This window comes from Lacticaseibacillus sharpeae JCM 1186 = DSM 20505, assembly GCF_001436225.1.
Lineage (GTDB): Bacteria > Bacillota > Bacilli > Lactobacillales > Lactobacillaceae > Lacticaseibacillus > Lacticaseibacillus sharpeae.
In genome coordinates, this window is record NZ_AYYO01000041.1 from 19,847 (window position 1) to 41,848 (window position 22,002).

21 protein-coding genes are annotated in these 22,002 nt (G+C 54.3%); 16 read left to right on the plus strand and 5 right to left on the minus strand.

Translation table 11 applies throughout. The annotated features are described in order from the left end of the window. Positions 1–23 precede the first annotated feature (23 nt). The 4 genes from FC18_RS08095 (at position 24) to FC18_RS08110 (ending at position 5,867) form a co-directional block, all read left to right on the plus strand. The gene (locus tag FC18_RS08095; protein ID WP_056976010.1) at positions 24–1,439 is read left to right on the plus strand and encodes a replication initiation and membrane attachment family protein; all 1,416 of its coding nucleotides are present in this window, start codon (positions 24–26) and stop codon (positions 1,437–1,439) included. Further along, a complete protein-coding gene (dnaI, locus tag FC18_RS08100; RefSeq protein ID WP_054679833.1) occupies positions 1,439–2,365 on the plus strand; it encodes a primosomal protein DnaI in 927 nt (308 codons plus the stop codon). Before FC18_RS08095 ends, dnaI begins: the two co-directional genes overlap by 1 nt. 388 nt (positions 2,366–2,753) lie before the next feature. Beyond that, a complete protein-coding gene (gene thrS / locus FC18_RS08105) occupies positions 2,754–4,697 on the plus strand; it encodes a threonine--tRNA ligase (RefSeq protein ID WP_056976012.1) in 1,944 nt (647 codons plus the stop codon). 294 nt (positions 4,698–4,991) lie between these two features. Further along, positions 4,992–5,867 (plus strand): sortase domain-containing protein, encoded by an 876-nt coding sequence (locus FC18_RS08110; protein ID WP_054679829.1) that lies wholly within the window; start codon positions 4,992–4,994, stop codon positions 5,865–5,867. A gap of 248 nt (positions 5,868–6,115) precedes the next feature. Here FC18_RS08110 and FC18_RS08115 read toward each other — a convergent pair whose 3' ends face one another. Next, positions 6,116–8,194 carry an Orn/Lys/Arg family decarboxylase gene (locus FC18_RS08115; RefSeq protein WP_056976014.1) on the minus strand — a complete coding sequence of 693 codons (2,079 nt, stop codon included), beginning with the start codon at positions 8,192–8,194 and terminating at the stop codon, positions 6,116–6,118. 273 nt (positions 8,195–8,467) lie between these two features. Between FC18_RS08115 and FC18_RS08120 the strand changes: the two genes are divergently transcribed. Beyond that, positions 8,468–9,925, plus strand: a complete 1,458-nt coding sequence (locus FC18_RS08120) for an APC family permease (RefSeq protein ID WP_054679825.1) — start codon at positions 8,468–8,470, stop codon at positions 9,923–9,925. A 69-nt stretch (positions 9,926–9,994) separates the two neighbouring features. Here the strand turns inward: FC18_RS08120 and FC18_RS08125 are convergent, their stop codons facing one another. Next, positions 9,995–10,186 (minus strand): hypothetical protein, encoded by a 192-nt coding sequence (locus FC18_RS08125; RefSeq protein ID WP_056976015.1) that lies wholly within the window; start codon positions 10,184–10,186, stop codon positions 9,995–9,997. A gap of 251 nt (positions 10,187–10,437) precedes the next feature. Between FC18_RS08125 and FC18_RS08130 the strand changes: the two genes are divergently transcribed. The 3 genes from FC18_RS08130 (at position 10,438) to FC18_RS08140 (ending at position 14,000) form a co-directional block, all read left to right on the plus strand. Further along, on the plus strand, positions 10,438–10,779 hold the full coding sequence (locus tag FC18_RS08130; protein ID WP_054679820.1) for a putative DNA-binding protein: 342 nt from the start codon (positions 10,438–10,440) through the stop codon (positions 10,777–10,779). 59 nt (positions 10,780–10,838) lie between these two features. After that, on the plus strand, positions 10,839–12,275 hold the full coding sequence (gene ffh / locus FC18_RS08135; RefSeq protein ID WP_056976018.1) for a signal recognition particle protein: 1,437 nt from the start codon (positions 10,839–10,841) through the stop codon (positions 12,273–12,275). An 81-nt stretch (positions 12,276–12,356) separates the two neighbouring features. Next, positions 12,357–14,000: a peptide ABC transporter substrate-binding protein gene (locus FC18_RS08140; protein ID WP_056976020.1), complete on the plus strand. Its 1,644-nt coding sequence runs from the start codon at positions 12,357–12,359 to the stop codon at positions 13,998–14,000. Positions 14,001–14,047: 47 nt separating this feature from the next. Here FC18_RS08140 and FC18_RS08145 read toward each other — a convergent pair whose 3' ends face one another. The 3 genes from FC18_RS08145 to FC18_RS08155 all read right to left on the minus strand — a co-directional run bounded on the left by FC18_RS08145 (position 14,048) and on the right by FC18_RS08155 (position 17,401). Further along, the gene (locus tag FC18_RS08145) at positions 14,048–14,821 is read right to left on the minus strand and encodes an EAL domain-containing protein (RefSeq protein ID WP_156300948.1); all 774 of its coding nucleotides are present in this window, start codon (positions 14,819–14,821) and stop codon (positions 14,048–14,050) included. A 439-nt stretch (positions 14,822–15,260) separates the two neighbouring features. Then, positions 15,261–15,728: an Hsp20/alpha crystallin family protein gene (locus FC18_RS08150; protein ID WP_054679807.1), complete on the minus strand. Its 468-nt coding sequence runs from the start codon at positions 15,726–15,728 to the stop codon at positions 15,261–15,263. Between the two features lie 191 nt (positions 15,729–15,919). Beyond that, positions 15,920–17,401, minus strand: coding sequence for a gluconokinase (locus FC18_RS08155; protein ID WP_054679804.1), 1,482 nt, complete (start codon positions 17,399–17,401; stop codon positions 15,920–15,922). A 186-nt stretch (positions 17,402–17,587) separates the two neighbouring features. On the opposite strand from FC18_RS08155, the gene rpsP reads away from it, so the two are divergent. The 8 genes from rpsP (at position 17,588) to rplT (ending at position 21,932) form a co-directional block, all read left to right on the plus strand. Beyond that, on the plus strand, positions 17,588–17,860 hold the full coding sequence (gene rpsP, locus FC18_RS08160) for a 30S ribosomal protein S16 (RefSeq protein WP_054679800.1): 273 nt from the start codon (positions 17,588–17,590) through the stop codon (positions 17,858–17,860). Between the two features lie 2 nt (positions 17,861–17,862). After that, positions 17,863–18,108, plus strand: coding sequence for a KH domain-containing protein (locus FC18_RS08165; protein WP_054679798.1), 246 nt, complete (start codon positions 17,863–17,865; stop codon positions 18,106–18,108). Between the two features lie 102 nt (positions 18,109–18,210). Next, entirely contained in the window at positions 18,211–18,735 is a 525-nt protein-coding gene (gene rimM, locus FC18_RS08170) for a ribosome maturation factor RimM (RefSeq protein WP_054679796.1), read from the plus strand. Further along, positions 18,725–19,498, plus strand: coding sequence for a tRNA (guanosine(37)-N1)-methyltransferase TrmD (trmD, locus tag FC18_RS08175; protein ID WP_054679793.1), 774 nt, complete (start codon positions 18,725–18,727; stop codon positions 19,496–19,498). The genes rimM and trmD overlap by 11 nt, the downstream gene beginning before the upstream one ends. Positions 19,499–19,628: 130 nt before the next feature. Beyond that, the gene (locus FC18_RS08180) at positions 19,629–20,459 is read left to right on the plus strand and encodes a YitT family protein (protein WP_056976022.1); all 831 of its coding nucleotides are present in this window, start codon (positions 19,629–19,631) and stop codon (positions 20,457–20,459) included. Between the two features lie 277 nt (positions 20,460–20,736). After that, a complete protein-coding gene (infC, locus tag FC18_RS08185) occupies positions 20,737–21,243 on the plus strand; it encodes a translation initiation factor IF-3 (RefSeq protein ID WP_054679882.1) in 507 nt (168 codons plus the stop codon). Positions 21,244–21,295: 52 nt separating this feature from the next. After that, positions 21,296–21,496, plus strand: a complete 201-nt coding sequence (gene rpmI / locus FC18_RS08190; RefSeq protein ID WP_054679784.1) for a 50S ribosomal protein L35 — start codon at positions 21,296–21,298, stop codon at positions 21,494–21,496. Between the two features lie 79 nt (positions 21,497–21,575). Next, positions 21,576–21,932: a 50S ribosomal protein L20 gene (gene rplT, locus FC18_RS08195; protein ID WP_054679780.1), complete on the plus strand. Its 357-nt coding sequence runs from the start codon at positions 21,576–21,578 to the stop codon at positions 21,930–21,932. The last annotated feature ends 70 nt before the right edge of the window (positions 21,933–22,002 follow it).

Genomic DNA, 22,002 nt, shown 5'->3' on the forward strand with positions numbered 1-22,002 from the left:
TCTATGCGGAAGGAGGAGAGTCCATGGCAGCACCAGCGAACTTTATGGCCCAGGATGACTATCTGGTCACCCAGGCCGAGCTGTTAACGGATTTGGACCGGAAGACACTGGTCTACTTGTACCAGCCACTCATTGGGGCGGTGGCGTCCGCACTCTATGGCAGTCTGTGGGCCCAGGTGAAGCAGCACCCGATGTTTACCCAGGATCGGCGCGCCCACACGAACTTGCTTGCGACCCTCGCGATTAGTCTGGATGAATTGTACGATGCGCGCGTTCGGCTAGAAGCGGTCGGCCTCATTAAGACGTACACCCAGTTCGATACAGCGCGGCATTATGTGTACGAAATGTACGCGCCGCTGCGGCCGGAAGAGTTCTTTGCCGACGACCTATTCAGCGTCGCACTTTACGACACTGTAGGTGAGGAGCGATATCGCGAAATTAGTGCCAGCTTCACGGTGACCCCCGTTCGGCGTAGTGACATGCACGACATCAGCAAGAAGTTCACGGATGTGTTCCACGTTACGGCAGAGGTGACGGCAGCGCCCGCAACGGTGCGGGAAGTCCGTACGGCCACGACGCGCCCGGCTAAGCCAGCCGTCGCAATCAGCAAGAACCACGTCGACTGGGAACTACTGACGCGGCAGCTAGACCACGTTGGGCTGGCGGATGGACAGCTGGCCGCCCACCAGCACGCAATCACCCAGATCGCCGGTTTTTACGGACTGGGCACCAGTAGTTTGAGTCGGCTGATTGAACGCTCGCTGGACCTTTTGACCGGTGAAATCAGCGAAGCCAGACTGCGGCGGGAAGCGGAACAAACCTACTCCAAGCCGGGCACGAGTCGACTGCACGCCACTAGTGCGGCGATTGCGGCGGCCAAAGTGGCGCACGAACAAACCGAACCAGAGGCAGCAACCACGCCAACGCAGGCCGACACCCCTAAGTTCTCGGCGGCCGAATTAACTGTGCTGCAGCAGGCGAAGACTTTGCCAACCCGTGAGTTCTTGGAAGTAACCAAGAAGGCCAAAGACCCGAATATGTTCGTGGCGGATAATGAGCGGTTTGCGGTTGAGGGCTTACTTGAACGCAATGTGTTTAATACGGCCACTTTGAACGTGCTGGTTTATTACGTCCTGCAAAACCGCGCGAGCATCAGTGCGGCCTACCTGAACTCGGTGGCCAACGGCTGGATTCGCGATAAGGTCGACACCCCGGAAAAGGCGCTGGTTGAAATCCAGAACTTCAAGGCGGGCAATGCGGCAAAGTCCGGTCAAGGCCACAGGCGGAGTAATTACGGCCGGCAACAACGTAAAGAGCCGGTGCCAGATTGGGCGAAGGCGGATTATAAGGCGCCGACTGGACCGATTTCGGATTCAGCGAAGAAGGCAATTGCGGAAGCCCGGGCGCGTCTGCAAAATTCCGGTAAGGGAGATTCATAATGGATAATCTATCTGAACACCTCCAAGAAATGATGAAGGGCCGGGGCGTTACGCGGCGCTTCAACGAAATGAAGAAGACCGTCATGGCGGATGCGGACGTGCAACAATTTTTGCACGACCACGCCGACGAATTGGCCCCCGACGCGGCTGATCGTGGCGCGGCCAAGCTCTACGAATACATTCGGCAGCGGTCAAAGAGTGGCGGTCCCGACGCCTTTGCACCGGGCTATGTGCCGCGGCTTGTGGTGGCTGGGCACCTCATCGACATCGAGTACCAGCCCAGTGCCCAGAAGGTGGCCGATGACGAACGCAGTCGCCGGCTACACTTGGTGCGCATGGAGAACGTACCGCGCGATGTACGCAGTGCGATGCTGGATAAGTACGACGAGAACAGTGGCCGGGAAGCGGCGATTGTGGCGGCGTACAACTTTGTTAAGCAGGTCGGCGAGGACAAAGAACGCTTTGCCCCTGGCCTGTACCTCTACGGACCGTTTGGCGTGGGCAAAACCTACCTGCTTGGGGCCATGGCGAATGAACTTGCACGCCGGGGGGTTGCTGTCTTGCTCCTTCACCTGCCGACCTTTGCTGTGGAGATGAAGGATGCGATTAAGGATGGCGGAGTTCTGGCACGGATTGAGGCCATCAAGAAGGTGCCCGTGCTGATGCTGGATGATATCGGCTCTGAAAGCTTCAGTCCGTGGTTCCGAGATGAGGTACTGGGCGTCATTCTCCAATACCGCATGCAGGAGCAGCTGCCCGTTTGCTTCTCCTCCAACAAGGATAAAAAGCAACTGCAGGGTTTTTTGGCCGGTAACGAACGCGGGGATGAGGAATCCATTAAGGCGAGCCGGATTATGGAACGCGTGAATTTCTTAACTAAGCAGATCACGATTGAGGGTCCAAACCGCCGCGATACGCAAGAATAAGCACAATATGACAGCGGTTCACAGACACGTGTTCACAATTTCTGCATGGATTTCTTGCAAATTATTGCAATTCTGAATTACGTGTGGTTTAATACGAGTATCGAAGACGGAACAAAAGGTTGGCTAAACCAGAGAGCGTCGCCAAGGCTGCAAACGACGTAGATAGCAAACCGCACCACTTCCCGAGATTGCCAGTATTGGCCCTCGCCCAGGTTACGGGTATTTGAGAGGACAGGCGTGTCGTGCGCCTGCCAATCCGGGTGGAACCGCGAAGTAATTCGTCCCTGACGTTAAGCAATTAACGTTGGGGACTTTTTTTGTTCCCGCCACTTCGATTCAAACTAGTTATTAACGACGCGTGTGCGCCAAATAAGAAAGGAAGATTCACATGTCACTTTCACTTACTTTTCCAGATGGCAACGTCAAGTCTTTTGACGACGGTGTAACCACCAAGGATGTTGCTTCCAGCATCAGCATTTCCCTCGGCAAGAAGGCCCTCGCCGGCAAGCTTGACGGCAAGCTGGTTGACCTGCTCGCCCCAATCACTGCTGACGGCGCCATTGAGATCATCACCCAAGACAGCAAGGAAGCCCTCGAAGTGCTGCGCCACACCGCTGCTTTCGTGCTGGCAGACGCTCTGTCCCAGTTGTTCCCCGGCCTGCGTTTTGGTCAGGGTGCGTCCACGGATGACGGTTTCTTCTACGACACCGACAAGGACAACGGCCAGGTTGCGGTAACTGACCTCGAAGCCATCAAGAACAAGATGGCCGCAATCATTAAGGCTGGGGGCAAGATTGAACTCGCTTCAATCAGTGCCGCTGACGCCAAGGCGCGTTACCAGGGCGACCAGTTCAAGAGCCAGCTCGCGGCAAACGCTGGCGACCCAATCTCCGGCCACAAGCTCGGCGACTTCTTCGACTTTGAAGAAGGTGCACTGCTGCCAGATTTGAAGTTGCTCAAGCACTTCGACCTGCTCAGTGTTGCCGGGGCCTACTGGGAAGGTAAGTCTTCCAACCCAATGCTCCAGCGGGTTTACGGCACGGCCTACTTCAAGGCTAGTGACCTGGAAGAGGATGCTAAGCGCCGTCAGGAAGCCAAGGAACGCGACCACCGGACAATCGGCCGGGACCTCGACTTGTTCTTCGTTGACCCTGAAGTTGGGGCCGGGATGCCTTACTGGATGCCAAACGGTGCCACCATTCGCCGCACGGTTGAACGTTACATCGTGGACCGCGAAGTTGCCGATGGTTACGAACACGTCTACACCCCAGTTGCAGCTAACCTGAACCTGTACAAGACTTCTGGTCACTGGCAGCACTACCGCGAAGACATGTTCCCACCAATGGACATGGGTGAAGGTGAAGAACTTGAACTCCGGCCAATGAACTGCCCAAGCCACATTCAGATTTACAAGCACCACATTCGTTCATACCGCGATTTGCCACTGCGGATTGCTGAACTGGGTCTGATGCACCGGTACGAAAAGTCTGGGGCCCTGTCCGGCTTGCAGCGTGTGCGTGCCATGACCCTGAACGATGGCCACACCTTCGTTGCCTTGGATCAGGTGCAGGATGAATTCCAGAAGATCTTGAAGCTCATCATGAGTGTTTACGAAGACTTCGACATCACGGACTACTCCTTCCGTCTTTCATACCGCGACCCTAAGAACACCGAGAAGTACTACGCTAACGACGAAATGTGGAACAAGTCCCAGAGCATGTTGAAGGCAGCCATGGACAACCTGGGCCTTGACTACTACGAAGCTGAAGGGGAAGCCGCATTCTACGGTCCTAAGCTGGACATCCAGACCAAGACCGCGCTGGGCAATGACGAAACCATGTCCACCATCCAGCTCGACTTCATGCTGCCAGAACGCTTCGGCCTGACCTACATTGGGTCAGATGGCGAAGAACACCAGCCAGTTATGATTCACCGTGGGATTGTGGGGACGATGGAACGCTTCATCGCCTACCTCATCGAACAGTACAAGGGTGCCTTCCCAACCTGGCTCGCACCTACTCAGGCTGTCCTGATTCCCGTTAAGAACGACCTGCACCTGGATTACGTCAAGATGATCCGCGACAAGATGGTTGAGGCCGGTCTGCGCGTCAAGATTGACGACCGCAACGAGAAGATGGGTTACAAGATTCGTGAAGCCCAGACCAAGAAGGTGCCATACACGGTCGTTGTTGGGGACTCCGAACTCGACTCCGCCACAGTATCAGTTCGCCGTTATGGTGAAGATAAGGCTTGGAGCCAGTCAGCCGAGATGTTTGTGAACGCCGTCAAGGCCGATGTTGCGAACTACTCACGTAAGGATGCCCGCAAATAGAAACCTTGATGTAGCGGCCCTGAGCGAGGATTAAATGGCATTCCACTAAACTTGCTTAATCGTTATATAAAACTACAATAAGGTTTTCATTATGCCACTTGAATAGCACCGACAAACGTTGATTTATCAACATTTGTCGGTGCTATTCTTTTTGAGAAAATTTGAAAAAATAACGCTCAAGGGGTTGCAAGATGTAATTAATGGTGTATTATTAAAGATGTTCAAAGGGATGTGCTGGGGAGCACGGATTTTCCCTGAATGCTCGTCGGGAGCGTAAGTTTAGGAGAGTTCATTATGAAAACTAAATATTCACGTCTTGTCGCAGGCTTAGCCCTCGCTACAACAGTCGCACTCTTGGGGAAGGGTGCAGTTGCTACAGCGGCTAACAGTACGAATGACAACACACGGACAGTTCAGCGCGGGGGCGCTAACGTTAAGAAGTCCGCAGCTGCCAAGAAGACCAGCACTACGAAAAAGGTACAAGTAAGTACCGCTGAGACCAAGACCTCAGCTAAGACACCTGCGAAGAATACCGCCAAGAAGGTTGCCACTAAGGCACCAGCAAGCAGCAGTTCTTCCAGCAAGTCACAGGTTGCCAGTTCATCCGCTAAGAGCGCTGTTAAGAGCTCCGTTGCTAAAACTAGCACCACCAGTTCCAGCCATGCCGCAACTAGCAGCAAGGTAGCCAGTTCCAGCCGCACCGCAGCAAGTTCATCTACGCGCCGCGTTGCAACCCGGACGGCGACCCGCACCGCTGCTAAGCCAGCAGTACGGCGCAACACCATCAGCTTTGCGGGGGTCACCATGAGCGTGATCACCGGTAGCATGAGCGTCACCACTGCACCATCCGGTAACGTTGCGCAGACCTGGGGAGGTCAAACGCATCTGTCAGTTACGGACGGTCAGTCCACGCACATCATCGGCCACAACACATCCAGCTTCGGGCGCATCATGGCTCTGGGTGCAGGCTCGCCTGTTACCGTCACCGACGGCAACGGCAACACACGTACGTACCACGTTTACTCGGTCAAGAACGTTACTGACCAGGGCTACATCGAAGGTACGAACACCAGCGTTTACGGTAAGATTGTCAGTGCTAACCAGGGTGAACAAGTTGTTCTACAGACCTGCATCAGCAGCACAGTTAACCGCTTGGTATGGGCACGTTAGTTTTAAGTTTTAGGTTTTAAGTATTACCAATTCAATGTAAGTTTAGTCAAGCATTCCGACGATGCATATCGTTCCGGCTGGGGAGCCGGAGAGTACCAAAAATAGATTTTTAATAAGTATGGGGGACCGGCTGGGGAGCCGGTCATTTTTTTTGGCCAGAATTCTGGAAATACATATCATGCTGTCTGCTTGGTGGACGGCAAAAAGGGCAGGACGCATTGCGTCCTGCCCTTGCCAAATTAGCGAATCTATTTAATGACGTGCACTGATGGAACATTGTTCTGACCACTGAAGACACCCTGAATCTCCGGGGTGAAGCCAGGAAAGCGGTCGACGGCGGTGTAGAGGGTCTCGAAGTAGGCGACTGCTGGCGTCGTCCACACTTCACCGGGCACCACAACGAAGATCCCGGGAGGGTATGGCAGCGCCCCCTCGACAGCGACGTGGCCGACAGCATCGTGGAGGGCGACGGTTGTGAACTGCCCGCGGACGAATGCGAGGTCGGCTGCCCGCGGCGTGGTTGCGCGCGGAACGTTGTTGCTACCGGTGAAGAGGGCGGCTTGCTTGGCGGCCAGTTGGTTGTCGATGAAGAAATCAGACAACTCTTGCGCCAGCGCCCGCAGTGTCGTGTGGGCATAACGCGTGCCCGTTTCGGCGACTAGCTTGGGCAATACCTCCGCCACCGTCTTGTCCGCGAAGAAATCAGCTTCGAATTGCTGCAGGACGGTTAACAGTTTGTGCCAGTCGGTCGCATCGGAACCAGGCGTCACCAGGAACAGCACGGAGTTGGGATCCGCCTTTTCGGGCACAATGCCGTGGTCGAGTAGGTACCGGTCAACGAGCCAACCGGAAACGCCCAGTTCGTGGGACTTGGGCAGCTTGATGGTGACTTTGCCGGGATCAAGATATGCTTGACCTTCCTTGAGGCCGGTAAAACCGTGCCACCTGGCGCTTGGCTGCAGTGCCCAAGCGGAACTTTCCGTAGTCGCGTCTGCATTGCTGGTGGTCAGCAGTTCTGGCGCATTCAAGGCACTAAACAGCCGCGTTTGCTGCAGGTCGCGGCGGAAATCGTTGGCGGCGGCCACGGCATCCGTCCAGATCTTTTGCCCGCGCGCGCCTTCGTTCAACGCGACGTTAACGGCCAGTGAGGCGTAGACGGGGTACGAGAAACTTGTCGTGACGTGCTTGAGGTAGGCGTGGTTGAACTGTGCGTGGCTGATGTAACGTGCTTGGCCCTTGATGTGACTGTCCTTCTTGTGAATCTGGGAAGTCTGCGCCAACCCGCTTTGTTGCTTGTGGACGGACTGGGTGACGATGATGCCGGGGTCATCGGGTCCTAATTCGACCTGTAGTGGGTCCATGGCCTTCATCGCTGGAATGAACGGCTCGTAGCCACCCCAGGCCGCATCGAAGGCGATGTAGTCACAGAGCGGCCCGAATGTTTTGATGAGCGTTTTGGCATCCGGCACAATCCCGTCGAACGTCTCTAGCTCGAGGATTGCCAGGCGGAATGGCCGCTTTAAGTTAGCCTTTTCGGGTGCGATCTTGGCCACCTCCGCACGCAGGGCGGCTTCGTTGATGTTGTTTAAATTGACCGGACCAATCAGCGCGTTTTCGTTGCGCAGGGTGTCGAGGTAGACCGGGATCGCGCCACACTGGGCCAGTGCGCCATTGTAGAATGACTTGTGGTTGTTGCGGTCAAAGAGAACCAGGTCGCCGGGCGTCAGTGCGGCACTGGCGACGACATTATTGCTGCCAGTGGTACCGTTCGTGACGAAGTAGGTCTTGTCGGCGTGGAACTGCTTAGCTGCAGCTTGCTCGGCAGCGAGTGGCGTGCCGCCGTGGGTGAGCATGTCGCCCAGAGCCGTCACCACGTCACTGGTGTCGCTGCTGAAGAAGGTCTGGCCGTATGCCTGATGGAATAGGTAACCAGCGGGCGCCAAATCATCATAGTGGCCAGCGTGATGGCCAGGCGTGGCGAAGGTAGTGGGGTCATCTTCGGCAAACTGCAAAAGGTCCAGCACAAATGCGGGCACTTCCTCGGCTTCGTACTGCGCGGCGGCCTGCGTAATTAGAGAACGATTTGCGTGATTCAACTCACTAATGGTCTGGAGGTGCGCTGTGGACAACTTTGCTGGTGCAGGGTCACCAATCCAGAAAATGGGCAGAGGCAGCTGGCTGGCAACTAGGTGCGCAGCGAGTGCTTCATCGCCGTGAGTTAAGACGGCTGCACCAAGCGCACCGATGGGAGCATCTGTGATTTGGGTGATGGGCATCGTGCCATAATCACCGGAAATATTCGGACTAATACCAATTTTTAAATGCATTTCAAAAGGTCCTTTCAGAAAATCTTTGCAGCCACGTTGATAAGCGGTATACTATCTTAGAATTACTTAAGTTTAGGCCACAATAATTAATTTACGCAATGATTTATTAAAATTTCGGCCAAATAATTTGTTTATCGAATAGGGGGAACCATCGTGGCGTTCAATAGCGGACTGTCAGTCAACAAGCCGCCGTCAAAGCCGGTGTTCATTATACACGTTAATCTTCAGACCGCGAGTTAAGTTGGGCCTGTGCTCAACTAGGAGGATCAATTAATGAATGAAACACCACTGCTTGGGCAGGAAAAGCCTAAGTACATGTCCTGGCAGGTACTGGGCCTGCTGACATTTGTCACCGTTATCGGGTTCGAGAACATTCTCTACCCATTCCAGAACCAGGGATTATCCGTCATCTTCTCCTGGATTTTTCTGCTGCTAACCTACATCGTGCCTTACGCACTGATTTCTGCCCAGATTGGGACAACCTTCACCCACGAAGGTGGCGGCCTGGCGACCTGGGTGCGCCGGACGACCAACGACACACTGGGTTACGTTGTGTCCTGGATGTACTGGAGTTCCACGTTGCCATACCTGGTTGACGTTGCCAACGCCATCATCGTGGCGCTGTCCTGGCTCATCCTGGGGGACAACACGCTGGATCACTACATGTCACCAATGTGGTTCGGGATTTTCACCTTCGCCGTGATTCTGATTTTCATTGTGCTGGAAAACGTGTTCTCCCGCGCGATGGAAATCACGTCGCTCATCGGGGGGGCGGCGATGTTCATCATGGGGATGCTCTTCGTGTTCATGGCTTTTGCTGCCGTGGCCAAGGGTTACCACCCTGCCAGCAACATCTTCGACCTGTCCGCGTTCAAGCCGCACTTCTCCGTGCACTACTTCTCCACGACCGGGCTGCTGATTTTTGCGACATCCGGTGCGGAACTGGGTGCGACCTACATTCAGCAGGTGCGCAACCCGAAGAAGGAATTCCCGAAGTCAATGTGGATGTTGGCCATCATGACCGGTTTCCTGATTATCTTCGGGTCCCTGGCCCTGGGTGTGTTCTTCGACGCCAACCACCTGCCTGATGACCTGAAGATGAACGGTGCGTTCTACGCTTTCCAGTATCTTGGTCAGCAGTGGCACGTGGGTAAACTGTTCCTGTACATGTTTGCCGGCACGCAGCTGGTCTTCATGCTCGCGCAACTGGCCGTGCTGATTGACGCTGCCAGCCGGGTGCTGTCCGCGGACACGGCCGTTAAGTTCATGCCGAAGTGGCTGCTCAAGAAGAATCGACAGGGGCGGCCAATCCACTCGTACCTGCTGACCGCGGGTATCTGCCTGTTCCTCATCCTGCTTGCCGGCACGCTGCCAGATATCAACATGATTTTCAACTGGCTGCTCAACCTGAACGGGATTGTGTCACCATACAAGACGGCATGGGTATTCGTTGCCTTCCTCGCATTGCGGGCGCAGCAGGACAAATTCACGTCCGGTTACACGTTCATCAAGAACAAGACCGGGGCCATGATTGTTGGGGGCTGGTGCTTCCTGTTCACCTTCGTCTGCGCGACGATGGGCTTCATTCCGCAGGACACCAAGTTTGGGACGGCCGCATTTGATCACCAGATGTGGCTTAACATCATTTCGGTTATCGTCTTGTTCGGTCTGGGCTTCGTGATGCCAGCACTGGCACGGCACCAGAACAAAAAGGCTGCGCTGAAAAACTAGAATTTAATTTTTCGACATTAAACAAAATGCGCGATGCACTGATTTTCCAGTGCATCGCGCATTTTTATGTTACTTGTTCAAAAGCTTCTTTATCCGCGTACCTTCAACGTCGGACACGCCATAGCTGCGCTTGTCGATGGTGACGGTGTAATGTAGCCGGCCGTCTTTGCCCATGGTCTGCTTGAGCTTTTCAATGTCATGTACGCTGTTCACGTTCAGCATTTTCTTTTGCTTCTTGCCGTTAAAGACTTCGATATCCATGTTAATCACACTTTCGCAATGTTGGTTTGGTTGTGCTAGCCTCATCATAGCATGTTCGGCCAGGATTAGGTTAGGCTGTGTTAAAAATATGGTGGCATGCAGAACATCGGACCGCGGCCCGATGTTCTTTTTGCATCCAGCAGTATAGTAGGAATACATTGACGCTCGGCCCGTGCACCGGTATTCTATACTATGTATGGGTTTGCGCTTTTGCTGACCCCAACTACCGACTTGTAGGGAGTTGAATCTGTTTGGAATTAGAAAAAACCAACCGCATGAATGACCTGTTCGCGTTCTACCGCGGACTGCTCACCAAGAAGCAGCAGGATTACCTGGAGCTGTACTACGGTGATGATTATTCCTTAGGCGAGATTGCCGATGATTTCGGTGTTAGTCGCCAGGCGGTTTACGACAACATCCGCCGGTCCGCGCATTCGCTGGAGCAGTACGAGGCCAAGTTGCACATGCTCGCCAAGTTCACCGCCAGCAACGGCGCGGTCGATGCACTCAGCAAGTACGTTAAGGAACATTACCCGGATGATGACGACTTGCGCCACCTGCTGGGTACAGTTCAGGGCACGGTTGATGCGTAAGCAATTGAAAACAAATTAAATGAGTGGCGCCAATTTGTGGCGCCGATGGAGGAATACACGTGGCATTTGAAGGATTGACCGACCGCCTACAGAAGGCATTTAAGAGTCTCAGTCGTAAAGGTAAGGTAAGTGAAAGCGACGTTCGCGATGCGATGCGCGAAATCCGCCTGGCCTTACTGGAAGCCGACGTTAACTTTGACGTGGTTAAGGATTTCGTCAAGAGCGTCCGGGAAAAGGCGCTCGGGGCGGAAGTGCTGGACGGCATTAACCCCGGTCAGCAGATTGTTAAGATTGTTAACGACGAACTGACCAAGACGATGGGGGAAGCGGCCGTACCGCTGAACAAGTCCGCCAAGGTGCCTACCGTTATCATGATGGCGGGGCTCCAAGGGGCTGGTAAAACCACCACGGTCGGGAAGCTGACCAAGTACCTGGAAGAAACCGAAAAGGCGCGCCCACTGCTGATTGCGGCCGACGTTTACCGCCCTGCTGCCATCAAGCAATTGCAGGTCGTGGGTGAACAAGTTGGCGCCCCCGTCTTTGAAATGGGCACCGACACCAACCCGCGCGAAATCGTGCGTCAGGGGATGGCCCAGGCTGCGGCCAACCACAACGATTACGTCCTGATTGATACGGCCGGTCGGCTGCAGATTGACGAGAAGCTGATGCAGGAACTGTCCGACATCAAGGACATCGCGCACCCAGACGAAATTCTGCTGGTTGTCGATGCCATGACTGGGCAAGCAGCCGTTGACGTGGCCAAGGGGTTCAACGAACAGCTCGGCGTTACCGGGATTGTCCTGACCAAGCTCGATGGGGACACCCGTGGTGGGGCGGCGCTCTCAATCCGCGCCGTCACCGGCAAGCCAATTAAGTTCACCGGGCAGGGTGAAAAGATGGACGCGCTGGACGTGTTCTACCCCGACCGCATGGCCAACCGCATCTTGGGGATGGGGGACATCCTCACCCTGGTTGATAAGGCCCAGAAGAACTTCGACGAGAAGCAGGCGCAAGAATTAACCGAGAAGATTCAGGCCAACTCTTTTGACTTCAACGACTTCCTGGTGCAGATGGACCAGATGGAAAAGATGGGGCCACTGGAAGACGTCATGAAGATGATTCCGGGGATGGCGAACAACCCGGCCCTCAAGAACATGAACATGGACCCTAAGGACTTGGCCCACATGCGCGCCGTGGTCTACTCCATGACGCCGAAGGAACGGGCCAACCCGGACCTGCTTAACCCTTCACGGCGCCGGCGGATTGCTGCCGGTTCTGGCCGCCCAGTTCAGGAAGTCAACCGCATGATTAAGCAGTTCGACATGTCCAAGAAGCTCATGAACCAGATGAGCAAAGGCAATATGAACGGCATGGACAGCATGTTAGGCGGCGGCGTCAAGGGCCGGATGGGCAAGATGGCCATGCGCTCAATGATGAAGAAGCAGGCGAAGGCCAAACAGAAGTTACTGAAAAAGGCACGTAAAGGCAAGAAGTAGCCAGCACGTTTCAAGAAGGAAAGCGCAGACTTTGGCCTGCGCTTTCTGTTTGCCTGAAGATTGATGGAGGAAGCCTTATTCATGGGGATTAGATTGAAACTGGGAGTGCTCTCCGCCGTGCTCATCGCGGTGGTGCTTGCCGGTTGCGGGAAGAAGCCGGTCAGTGCGCCGAAGCAGACGGTACTCACGCGGATGGAGAGCGACAACATTCCGACAATGGACCCAGCCCGCGCAACGGACGCGATTTCCAGTCAGGCGATGGCTAACGTCTACGCCGGTCTGTACCGTTACGACGGCAAGACGCTGACGGGCGACATGGCTACCGGGCGGGCACGCGTCAGCAACCACCACCACACCTACACGTTTACGCTGCGCAAAAACGCGCGTTGGTCGGACGGTAAGCAGGTGACGGCCGAAGATTTCGTTTACGCCTGGCAACGGGTGGTTGATCCGGCCACCAAGTCCGAATATGCCTACCTGTTTAGTGGCTTCAAGAACGCGGATGCCATCATGCGCGGTGAGAAGGCACCTAACCGGCTGGGGGTGACTGCGGTGAATAAGACCACCCTGAAAGTTGAACTTTCACGCACCATTCCGTACTTCGAGCCGTTGCTGACGCTCAAGACCTTCTACCCCGTGGAGAAGAAGCAGGTGCTGAAGTATGGCGACAAGTTCGGCACCAGTGGGCACACGTTGACGTTCAACGGGCCCTTCACGATGAGTGGCTGGCGGGAAGCAGCAGGCAGTTGGACGCAAAAGAAGAATGCGCGCTACTGGAACGCCAAGAATGTCCACCTGACGGCTATTAAGAACCGGGTGGTGAAGGACTCCGCGACCGCCTTGCAGCTATTTGATGCTGGCAAGCTCGACGACGTGGTGGTGACGGGCGATACGGCTAAGCAATTGCAGAACCGGTCCGTCTTTAACGTGGTGCCACAGAACGCAACATTTTACATCGAGATGAATGGCAAGCGGGTGCCGGCCTTCGCCAACCGCGATGTGCGGCGGGCGCTGTCGATGGCCATTAATCGCAAACAGTTCGTCCAGCAAGTGTTGGGTGATGGTTCGCAGCCAGCGACGACCGTGATTCCGGCGGGGATGATGTACAGTGGAACGAACGGCGCGGACTTTGCCACCGAGGCGGGTGCCAAAGTGGCTAAGTACGCCAAGTATGACTTACCGGCGGCGCGGAAGCTATTGGCCAAGGGGATGCAGCAGGTCGGCACCAAAGAGTTGAAGTTCACGCTGGTGTCAGATGATACCGATGGGGCGAAGAACACCTTGAGTTACCTGCAAGCGGCGTTCGGTAAGCTGAGCACAGGTGGCTACAAGGTGACCGTGAATACCAAGTCCGTCCCGTTTAAGACCCGCCTGGCGCTGAGTACCAGTCACGATGTTGACATGGTGGTTTCTGCCTGGGGGGCCAACTACCCGGACCCAAGTAGTTTCCTCGACCTGTTCACTGCGCAAAACCAGTACAATACGGGTTTATGGCACAATACTGAATATAATCAGCTGGTCAAAAAAGCTGAAGGGGTCGATGCTGCCAGCCCAACTAAGCGGTGGGCGGACATGCAGCGGGCGACTGCAGTTCTCAGCAGTGAGGTTGGCGTCATTAGCTTTTATCAGCGTGGTGCCGCACATCTGACCAACGCGCAGGTACACGGCATGCAGCTTAGTCCCAACGGCTTGATTTCCTTTGATCAAGTCCGAATTGGCAAATAAGGGCACAAAAGAGGACGGAACACGCAGTTCCGTCCTCTTTGTTTTACTTACAGTGCGCGATTATGGGTCCAGTAATCGGCTTCCTTTTGCGCAGCGCAGCGAATCTGCTTTGCCTTGATTGCTTGCAGGACCTGGTATTCGGGATCATCCGGGAGGGGCAACAGCTCGGGTTTACCCAGATAATAGCCCTGAACGTAGGCGTAGGGGTAAAGTGCCCGCAGATTGTCGAGTTCATCCTTGGTCTCAATGCCTTCCACTGCGAACAGTTTGTTGTTGTGGCTGGCCACGCCCGCCCAGTACTTGATGGCGGTGCTGATACGCCCGAAGTCACTGAAGGGCCGCAGGTTTTGCAGTGGGTACTTGAACCCCTCGATGCTCGGCAGCACCGTGTACAGCCGTGCCAACGAGTTGCCGTCCAGCCCGATGTCGTCAAGCGCGACGGCCAGATTGCGCGCGTAAAAATCGGCTGCGGCTTCCATGAATTGCGTTGTGGTGACGTGGAAATCTTGGCGTTCTGTGACTTCGGTAATCACGTGAACGTCGGTTTGCTGCTGAATCCGCGCCACCATTTCCGCATAGGTGGGATCAACGAACTGGGTGAGTTCCAGGTTGAAGGAAATATGCTTGATGTGTGCCGGCAGGGTGGCGATGGTTGCGTTCAGCAACGGTTCGATGATTGCGGGCGTCAGGGCGTTGAAATCTTCTGGCAGGTGCCAACGCTCATCCGCGTTTTCGCGTTCGCGAATCAGGAATTCATAGCTGATGGGAAGCTTGTCCGCATCCGTGACTTTAAACTTCGGTTGTCCAAAATAGCGCAGCATTGCCAATCCCACTTCCCCAATGATTTACTAGAATGTATTTTAGCATACCATTGCCGAAAATTATGGTAGTTGTACCTACCACTTATATTAAATAACTGGAATTTGCTGTAAACAGACGAGGGTGGGGTTGCGAAATGGCACTGGGAAGCCGGAAAATCCAGCTGTTTGTGAAAAATACCGCTGTAAACGTCCGGAAAATTGATTAACGACGTAGGCCTGCTTGTGCAAGTCGATTTACGCAATTACTACTGCTGAAGCGCATCTGATTGTTAAAAAAACAAAAGCCAAGGGCAAATTTGGCCAAAAAAAGGCGCCACCGGCTCTATGTGGCGTGTTCACGGGCAACCAAGCACTTGAAGGTCATTGTTGCCGAAATCAGAGTAATTAGGCAAAAAACGGGTCGGACGCACTCAATACGTCCGGCCCGTTTGCGGTTAAACTACTTAATTTCGATGTGATTGTCGCTGTCCGTGATTTCGGTGAGCTTTGGCAACTTTACCGTGAGCACACCGGCAGTGTACTGGGCGTCAATGTGCTGTGCATCAACGTTAGGCAGCTGGTATGAACGGCTGGTAGCGCCAGTTGTCCGTTCAGACATGAGCAAGTTGCCATCCTTATCGGTGTGGTCGTCAATTTCCTTCTTGGTCACAGCCACGGTCAGTACGTGATCCTTGTAGCTGAGCTTGATGTCCTTCTTGTCCACGCCGGGAACATCGACCTTGAGCTGGTAACTGTCCTTGGTTTCCTTGACGTCGGTTGGCAAACCGTTCATTGCGGTGGCACCCACGCCACGGTCGAAGTCGTCGAACCAGTCGCCAACTGGGCCGAAGAAACGCCGTCCTAAATTATTAAAGAATGGGTCTTCTGCCCAATTGTTCCGCCGTGTCATCATTTCATCGTTAGCCATAACTGATTCTTCCTTTCGTGGTTATTTAGTACTTGCAGTGGGGGATGATTACTACCTCCGCCTCACTACAGTTATAATGTACCACTAATTAGCACTCGTGTAAAGCGAGTGCTAAAATTACCGTATTTAACCAGTGACTACAAGGATGGTGACCGGGTCGGTGACGAAATCTACGCCTATACCAGTGCCACTTAGCCCCTCAATTTGGCAATTGCATGATTGATAGTAGCGGTCTGGGCCACAGCATCTTGCCATAGCGCAAACCAGGCGGCATAAAATGTGTGCGTGGCGGGATTGGGTTTGATGATGGTAGCGGGGGCGGTAGTGGTCTGGGGCAGCTTCAAACCACTAAGCAGGCCGAGACTATTCAAGCCCAAAATGGCAGCGCCGAGCGCAGAACTCTCGTAGTTATCCGGAATCTGGATTGGTTGGCCCAGACTGTCGGCCAGCAATTGTGCCCACTGCTTACTCTGGGCGAATCCGCCGGTGGCCAGAATCCGTTTTGGCTGCCGGGAAGTGCGCAGGAGAATTGCACGCAAGTTAAATGCCACGCCTTCCAGTGCGGCGCGGGCCATGTCGGCGCGCGTGTGGGTGGCGGTTAGACCGATGAAACTGGCGCGGGCGTTCCAGTCCCAGATGGGCGCGCGTTCACCGCTAAAAAATGGCAAGCACAGGAGGTGATGACTGCCAGCGGGCACAGAGCCAACCGTCTCAAGCAGTCGGGGGTAATCGTGACCAAAATCAGGGAACAAACTGCGATCCAGCCACTGGAGTACGTTGCCGCCGTTATTCGTGGGTCCGCCCTGAATCCACAAATCTGGGGCGAGGTAGTAGGTGAAAGTCACGGTTGTGGGCACAGGCTGTTTGCAGGCCGTGCGGACGGCGCCAGATGTGCCGATGGTTAGCGCCACATCGCCGGCGTCAATCGCGCCCAGACCGAGGTTGCTGAGACAGCCGTCACTGGCACCAACGATGACCGGGGTGTTTTGCGGTAAGCCGGTCTCCTTGCTGGCGGCCACAGTCAGTCCGTCCAATTGCTTCGTGGTTGGCACTAGCGGTGGCAGCTGCGTGCGGGTAATTCCGGCAAGGTGCAAGGCTGCGTCGTCCCAATCACACGTGTTCAGGTTGAACATGCCAGTGGCGCCTGCTAACGAGTAGTCCGTTACCAGCTGACCAGTTAGCTGCAGCAGTACGTATTCTTTAATGCCCACGATGTACTTAGCCTGCTGCATCAGCTCGGGGCGGTTTTCCCGGAGCCAAACCAGCTTACTGAGCGGCGTCATCGGGTGGGTCGGCACACCGGTGCGTAGTTCCCGGGCGGTTGCGCCCTGCATTGCCTTTAACTTTGCTGCCGCTGCGGCTGCACGATTATCCGCCCAGGTGATGCTGCGGGTCAGTGGCTGTTGCTGATCATCTAATAGGATTAAACTGTGCATGGCGGCCGAAAAGGCAATTCCGACGATGCTGGTCGGGGCGATATCGGCGGTGACAGCGCGGATGCCAGAATAGACAGCCTGCAGTATCTGCGCCGGCGCCTGTTCCGCCATCCCGACTGCATCTTGAATTAGCGGGTAGCCTTGATTGCTTTTGGCGTGCGCCGTTCCGGCAATATCGAACAGAATTGTTTTGGTGCTCGTTGTGCCGATGTCTACACCAATTATGTATTGTGCCATGTTGATCCTCCTGTTAATAAGGCCAGTTTACCGCCGCGGCGGGCTGAATGCCACGGCTTGGCGGGCAAATGCGGACAGAAAATGCCCAAATCTGGACAATTTGCAGCTGTAAAGAAAAAACACTTTACACGTCATTTAACTTCTGGTATTCTATACAAGTTAAGAATTATAGGAGGCTATTTACTCATGGCAGTTAAGATTCGTTTGAAGCGTATGGGTTCCAAGAAGAACCCATTCTACCGTGTTGTTGTTGCTGACAGCCGTGCACCACGTGACGGCCGTTTCATTCAGCAGCTTGGTTACTACAACCCACTCACAGACCCAGCTACAGTTAAGCTGGACGACGAAGCTACCCTTGCATGGCTTCAGAAGGGCGCACAGCCATCCGACACAGTTCGGACCTTGCTCTCTAACGAAGGCCTCATGCAGAAGTACCACGAAGCTCGTTACAGCAAGTAATTATGACGGTTGCGATCGTACCACTCGTTGAAGCGTTGGTGCGGCCACTCGTCGACCATCCGGAGGCGGTGACCGTGACCCAGCATGAGACTGCTGAGTACATGGCATTCGACCTGACCGTTGACCCGGAAGATATCGGAACGGTCATCGGGCGTCAGGGCCGAGTTGCGCAGGCGTTGCGGGCGGTTGTGTATGGGGTTAAGTCACCATACACGAAGCGCGTGCGGCTGAACATCGTCAAACAGTAATCGGATATGAACCTTCGCCGTTTTGGCGGAGGTTTTTCTTTTAGCCCGCACATCGAGTATAATAATTGCTAAATACACCATAATTAGATGGAGGATACTAAGTTGCCTGAATACTACCCAGTTGGCAAAATCGTGAACACGCACGGCATTCGCGGTGAAGTGCGCGTGATGGCCAATACTGATTTCCCAGATGAACGCTTCAAGAAGGGGGCCAAGCTGTTTGTGCTCAGCCAGCCCGCTAAGGCAGTCACTGTGTCCAGCAAGCGGAAGCATAAGGACTTCACCCTGCTCACATTCGAGGGCTACGGGGACATCAATGAAGTGCTGCCGTTTAAGGGCATGGAGCTCGCGGTCGATGCCGCGACGCTGGAGACGGCACCGCTGAAGCAGGATGAATTCTACTATAAAGACATCATCGGGATGGACATTAAGACTGAAGACGGCACGCTGGTCGGCCAAGTTAAAGAAATCATGGAACTGGGGCCGAACGATGTGTGGGTGGTTAAGCGCACGGGCAAGCACGACTTGCTGCTGCCATTCATCAAGAGTGTTGTTTTGACCGTCGACGTGAACGCCAAGACGGCGACGGTTGATATTCCAGAAGGGTTGGATCCAGATGAAGATTGATGTACTGACGCTATTTCCCGACATGTTCGCGCCCTTGCAGCAGTCGCTCATTGGTAAGGCGACGGAAGACGGGCTACTGGATTTAAACCTGATTGACTTCCGCCAGTTCACGCACGACCGGCATCAGCATGTCGATGATACGCCATACGGTGGGGGTGCGGGGATGTTGCTCAAGCCCGAGCCCTTGTTTGAAGCGATGGATGACATCAACGCGCAGAATCCAGCAACCGCAGCGACCAAGCGCGTGATTCTGCTCGACCCCGCTGGCCGCAAATTCGATCAGGCCGCAGCCGACGAACTGGCGCATGAAGAGCACCTAGTGTTCATCTGTGGCCATTACGAAGGTTACGATGAACGAATCCGCACGCTGGTGACGGATGAATTCTCCCTCGGGGACTTCGTACTGACCGGCGGTGAAATTGCCTCAATGGCGATGATTGACGCTACGGCCCGCCTGCTGCCAGGAGTACTCGGCAACTCGGAATCACCCGAAACGGATAGCTTCCAGAACGGACTGCTTGAATATCCGCAGTACACCCGTCCAGCAAGTTACCGGGGGATGGACGTACCGTTCGTGCTTCAAAACGGAAACCACGCGCTGATTGACCGTTGGCGCATGAAGGAGAGTCTGCGCCGGACGTACCTGCGCCGGCCTGACCTGCTTGAACAAGTGGAATTAGACAAAAACGGCAAGAAGTTGCTGCGGGAAGTCATTGGCGAAGAGAACGCCAAAGCGGCCGAGAAGAAACTCGCGGAAAAATAAATTGGTGCCCCAAATTATCGTTGCCGATAGTTTGAGGCGTTTTTTTATTTATGTTACACTTATAATACAAGTAAGAAATTCGTACATATTGTCAGCGCAAGCCAGTCACGCACCCAATCCGGAGGTACCCATGAATATCATTCGTAGCCGCCAGTCATATCGACTTGCATTCATCACTGCCGCTCTTGCCGTCATCGCGGCGGCCATCAACCTGTTCTTCGCGCCGCACGGGGTTGCGGCCGGTGGGGCAACCGGGATTGCCATTATCGTCCAAGAACTGTTGGGCGTTCCGGTATATATCAGTACGCTGGCCATCAACATCGTCATGCTGATCTTGGCGGCATTCTTGCTCTCTAAAGCCACGACACTGCGCATTCTGTACGGCAGCTTGATGTTGCCCCTCATCATGGCCGTGATTCCGGAAGTCAAAATTGTCGGTGACCGGACCCTGGCCGTGATGGTTGGGAGTGTCATCATGGCGGTGGGCTTCACGATGCTGTACGCCGTGGACGCCTCCAGTGGGGGAACGACGGTGCCACCGCTGATTTTCCTCAAGTATTGGCACGTTAAAACCGCGACCAGTTTGTTCGTGGTTGATATTCTGGTATCGCTGCTGAATATTCCGGTTGCGGGCATCGAAGCCTTCATTTTGGCGGTGTTCTCGCTGGGCATTACCAAGCTGGCGATGACCTACATGCAAACGGGGCTGGATCGCAAGCAGCTCTTGCACGTGATTAGCCGCGACCACCTCGATGACATTCGTGACCACCTGCGCGCACAGTTCGGTGCGGCGGTGGACTTGGTTCTGGTTTCGGGCACGGATGGTTCGTGGGGCCATGACTTCTTACTGGTGGTCGTGGAACAATCCGATTACAAGCACGCACTGCGCGTCATTCACGGTCGCGATGCGGAAGCGCTCATTATCACCGGGGAAGTTGCAGAGGTGCACAATGGCGCCTGACGTGGTATGCTAGGTTGGTTGAGTGTTGAGACACGCCGCTTGCAGAAAATTTCTGTTTGTCTGGCTTTTGCCTTGACAGTGAACGCAATGTAGTATAATCTATTTAAGTTGAGAAAAAGCAGAAGTCCCACTTCTCGCCCAAGTCATCTGACCTCTAGGCTTATAACGTACGGATATTTACTTACGGTCGTGGGAGTGTGTTTGCACTCACACGGCCGTTTTTTCTGGCTTTCTCTCGGATTAAATCTGGAGGTGAACAACCATAGCAAAAGATATGATGGTCAACGATGGTATTCGCGCTCGCGAGGTTCGTCTGATTAGTGAATCAGGTGAGCAACTCGGAGTGAAGAGCACGCGCGATGCGATTGCTCTTGCCGAACAGAGCAACCTCGATGTTGTTCTTGTGGCACCGACTGCCAAGCCGCCTGTCGCCCGCATCATGGATTACGGTAAGTACCGTTTCGAACTGCAGAAGAAGCAGCGTGATGCCCGGAAGAAACAGAAAACCATCAACATCAAGGAAGTCCGTCTTTCTCCAGTAATTGAAGAAAACGACTTCCAGACCAAGCTGAACAACGCCGTTAAGTTCCTGAACAAGGGGGCTAAGGTCAAGGCTTCAGTACGTTTCCGCGGGCGTGCCATTACGCATAAGGAAATTGGTCAAAAGGTGTTGGAAAAGCTTGCTGATGCCACTAAGGACATCGCAACTGTTGAATCCAAGCCAAAGATGGATGGCCGGAGCATGTTCTTGCTCCTGGCGCCAAAGGCTGACAAGGAAAACTAGTCAGTACTAACTCCCCGGAGACCCGGGACCAGTATTTTAGGAGGAATTTATTATGCCTAAGTTCAAGACTCACCGTGCATCCGCAAAGCGTTTCAAGCGGACCGCTAGCGGCCTGCTCAAGCGCGGCCACGCCTACACGTCCCACCGTTTCCACGGTAAGACCAAGAAGCAGCGTCGTCAGCTTCGCAAGTCTGGTGTAGTTCACGCAACGGATATGCGTCGTATCCGTCAGATGCTGACCTACATGAAGTAATTGCCACTGCGCAATTACGTAACGTTCGGAACGACTTTGATTCGTTCCAGATTTTCTCGTATATCTAGGAGGTTTTACTATGCCACGTGTTAAGGGTGGAACTGTTACTCGCAAACGTCGTAAGAAGATTCTGAAGCTCGCCAAGGGTTACCGCGGCTCCAAGCACCGCCTGTTCAAGGCTGCTAACGCTCAGGTTATGGTTTCCTACCGGTACGCATTCCGCGACCGTCGCGCTAAGAAGCGTGAATACCGTTCCCTGTGGATCACCCGTATCAACGCTGCTGCACGTCTTAACGACATTTCCTACAGCAAGCTGATGCACGGCCTCAAGGTTGCTGGTATCGACATGAACCGTAAGATGCTCGCCGACCTTGCTATCAGTGACGCAGCTGCATTTACTGCACTTGCTGAAACTGCCAAGAAGGCTAACGCATAATTTATGCAAATTAAAGGGAACTATGTCAAACGGTGTTGAATAGTAAATTTATCATTTGGAGTTCGTCCTT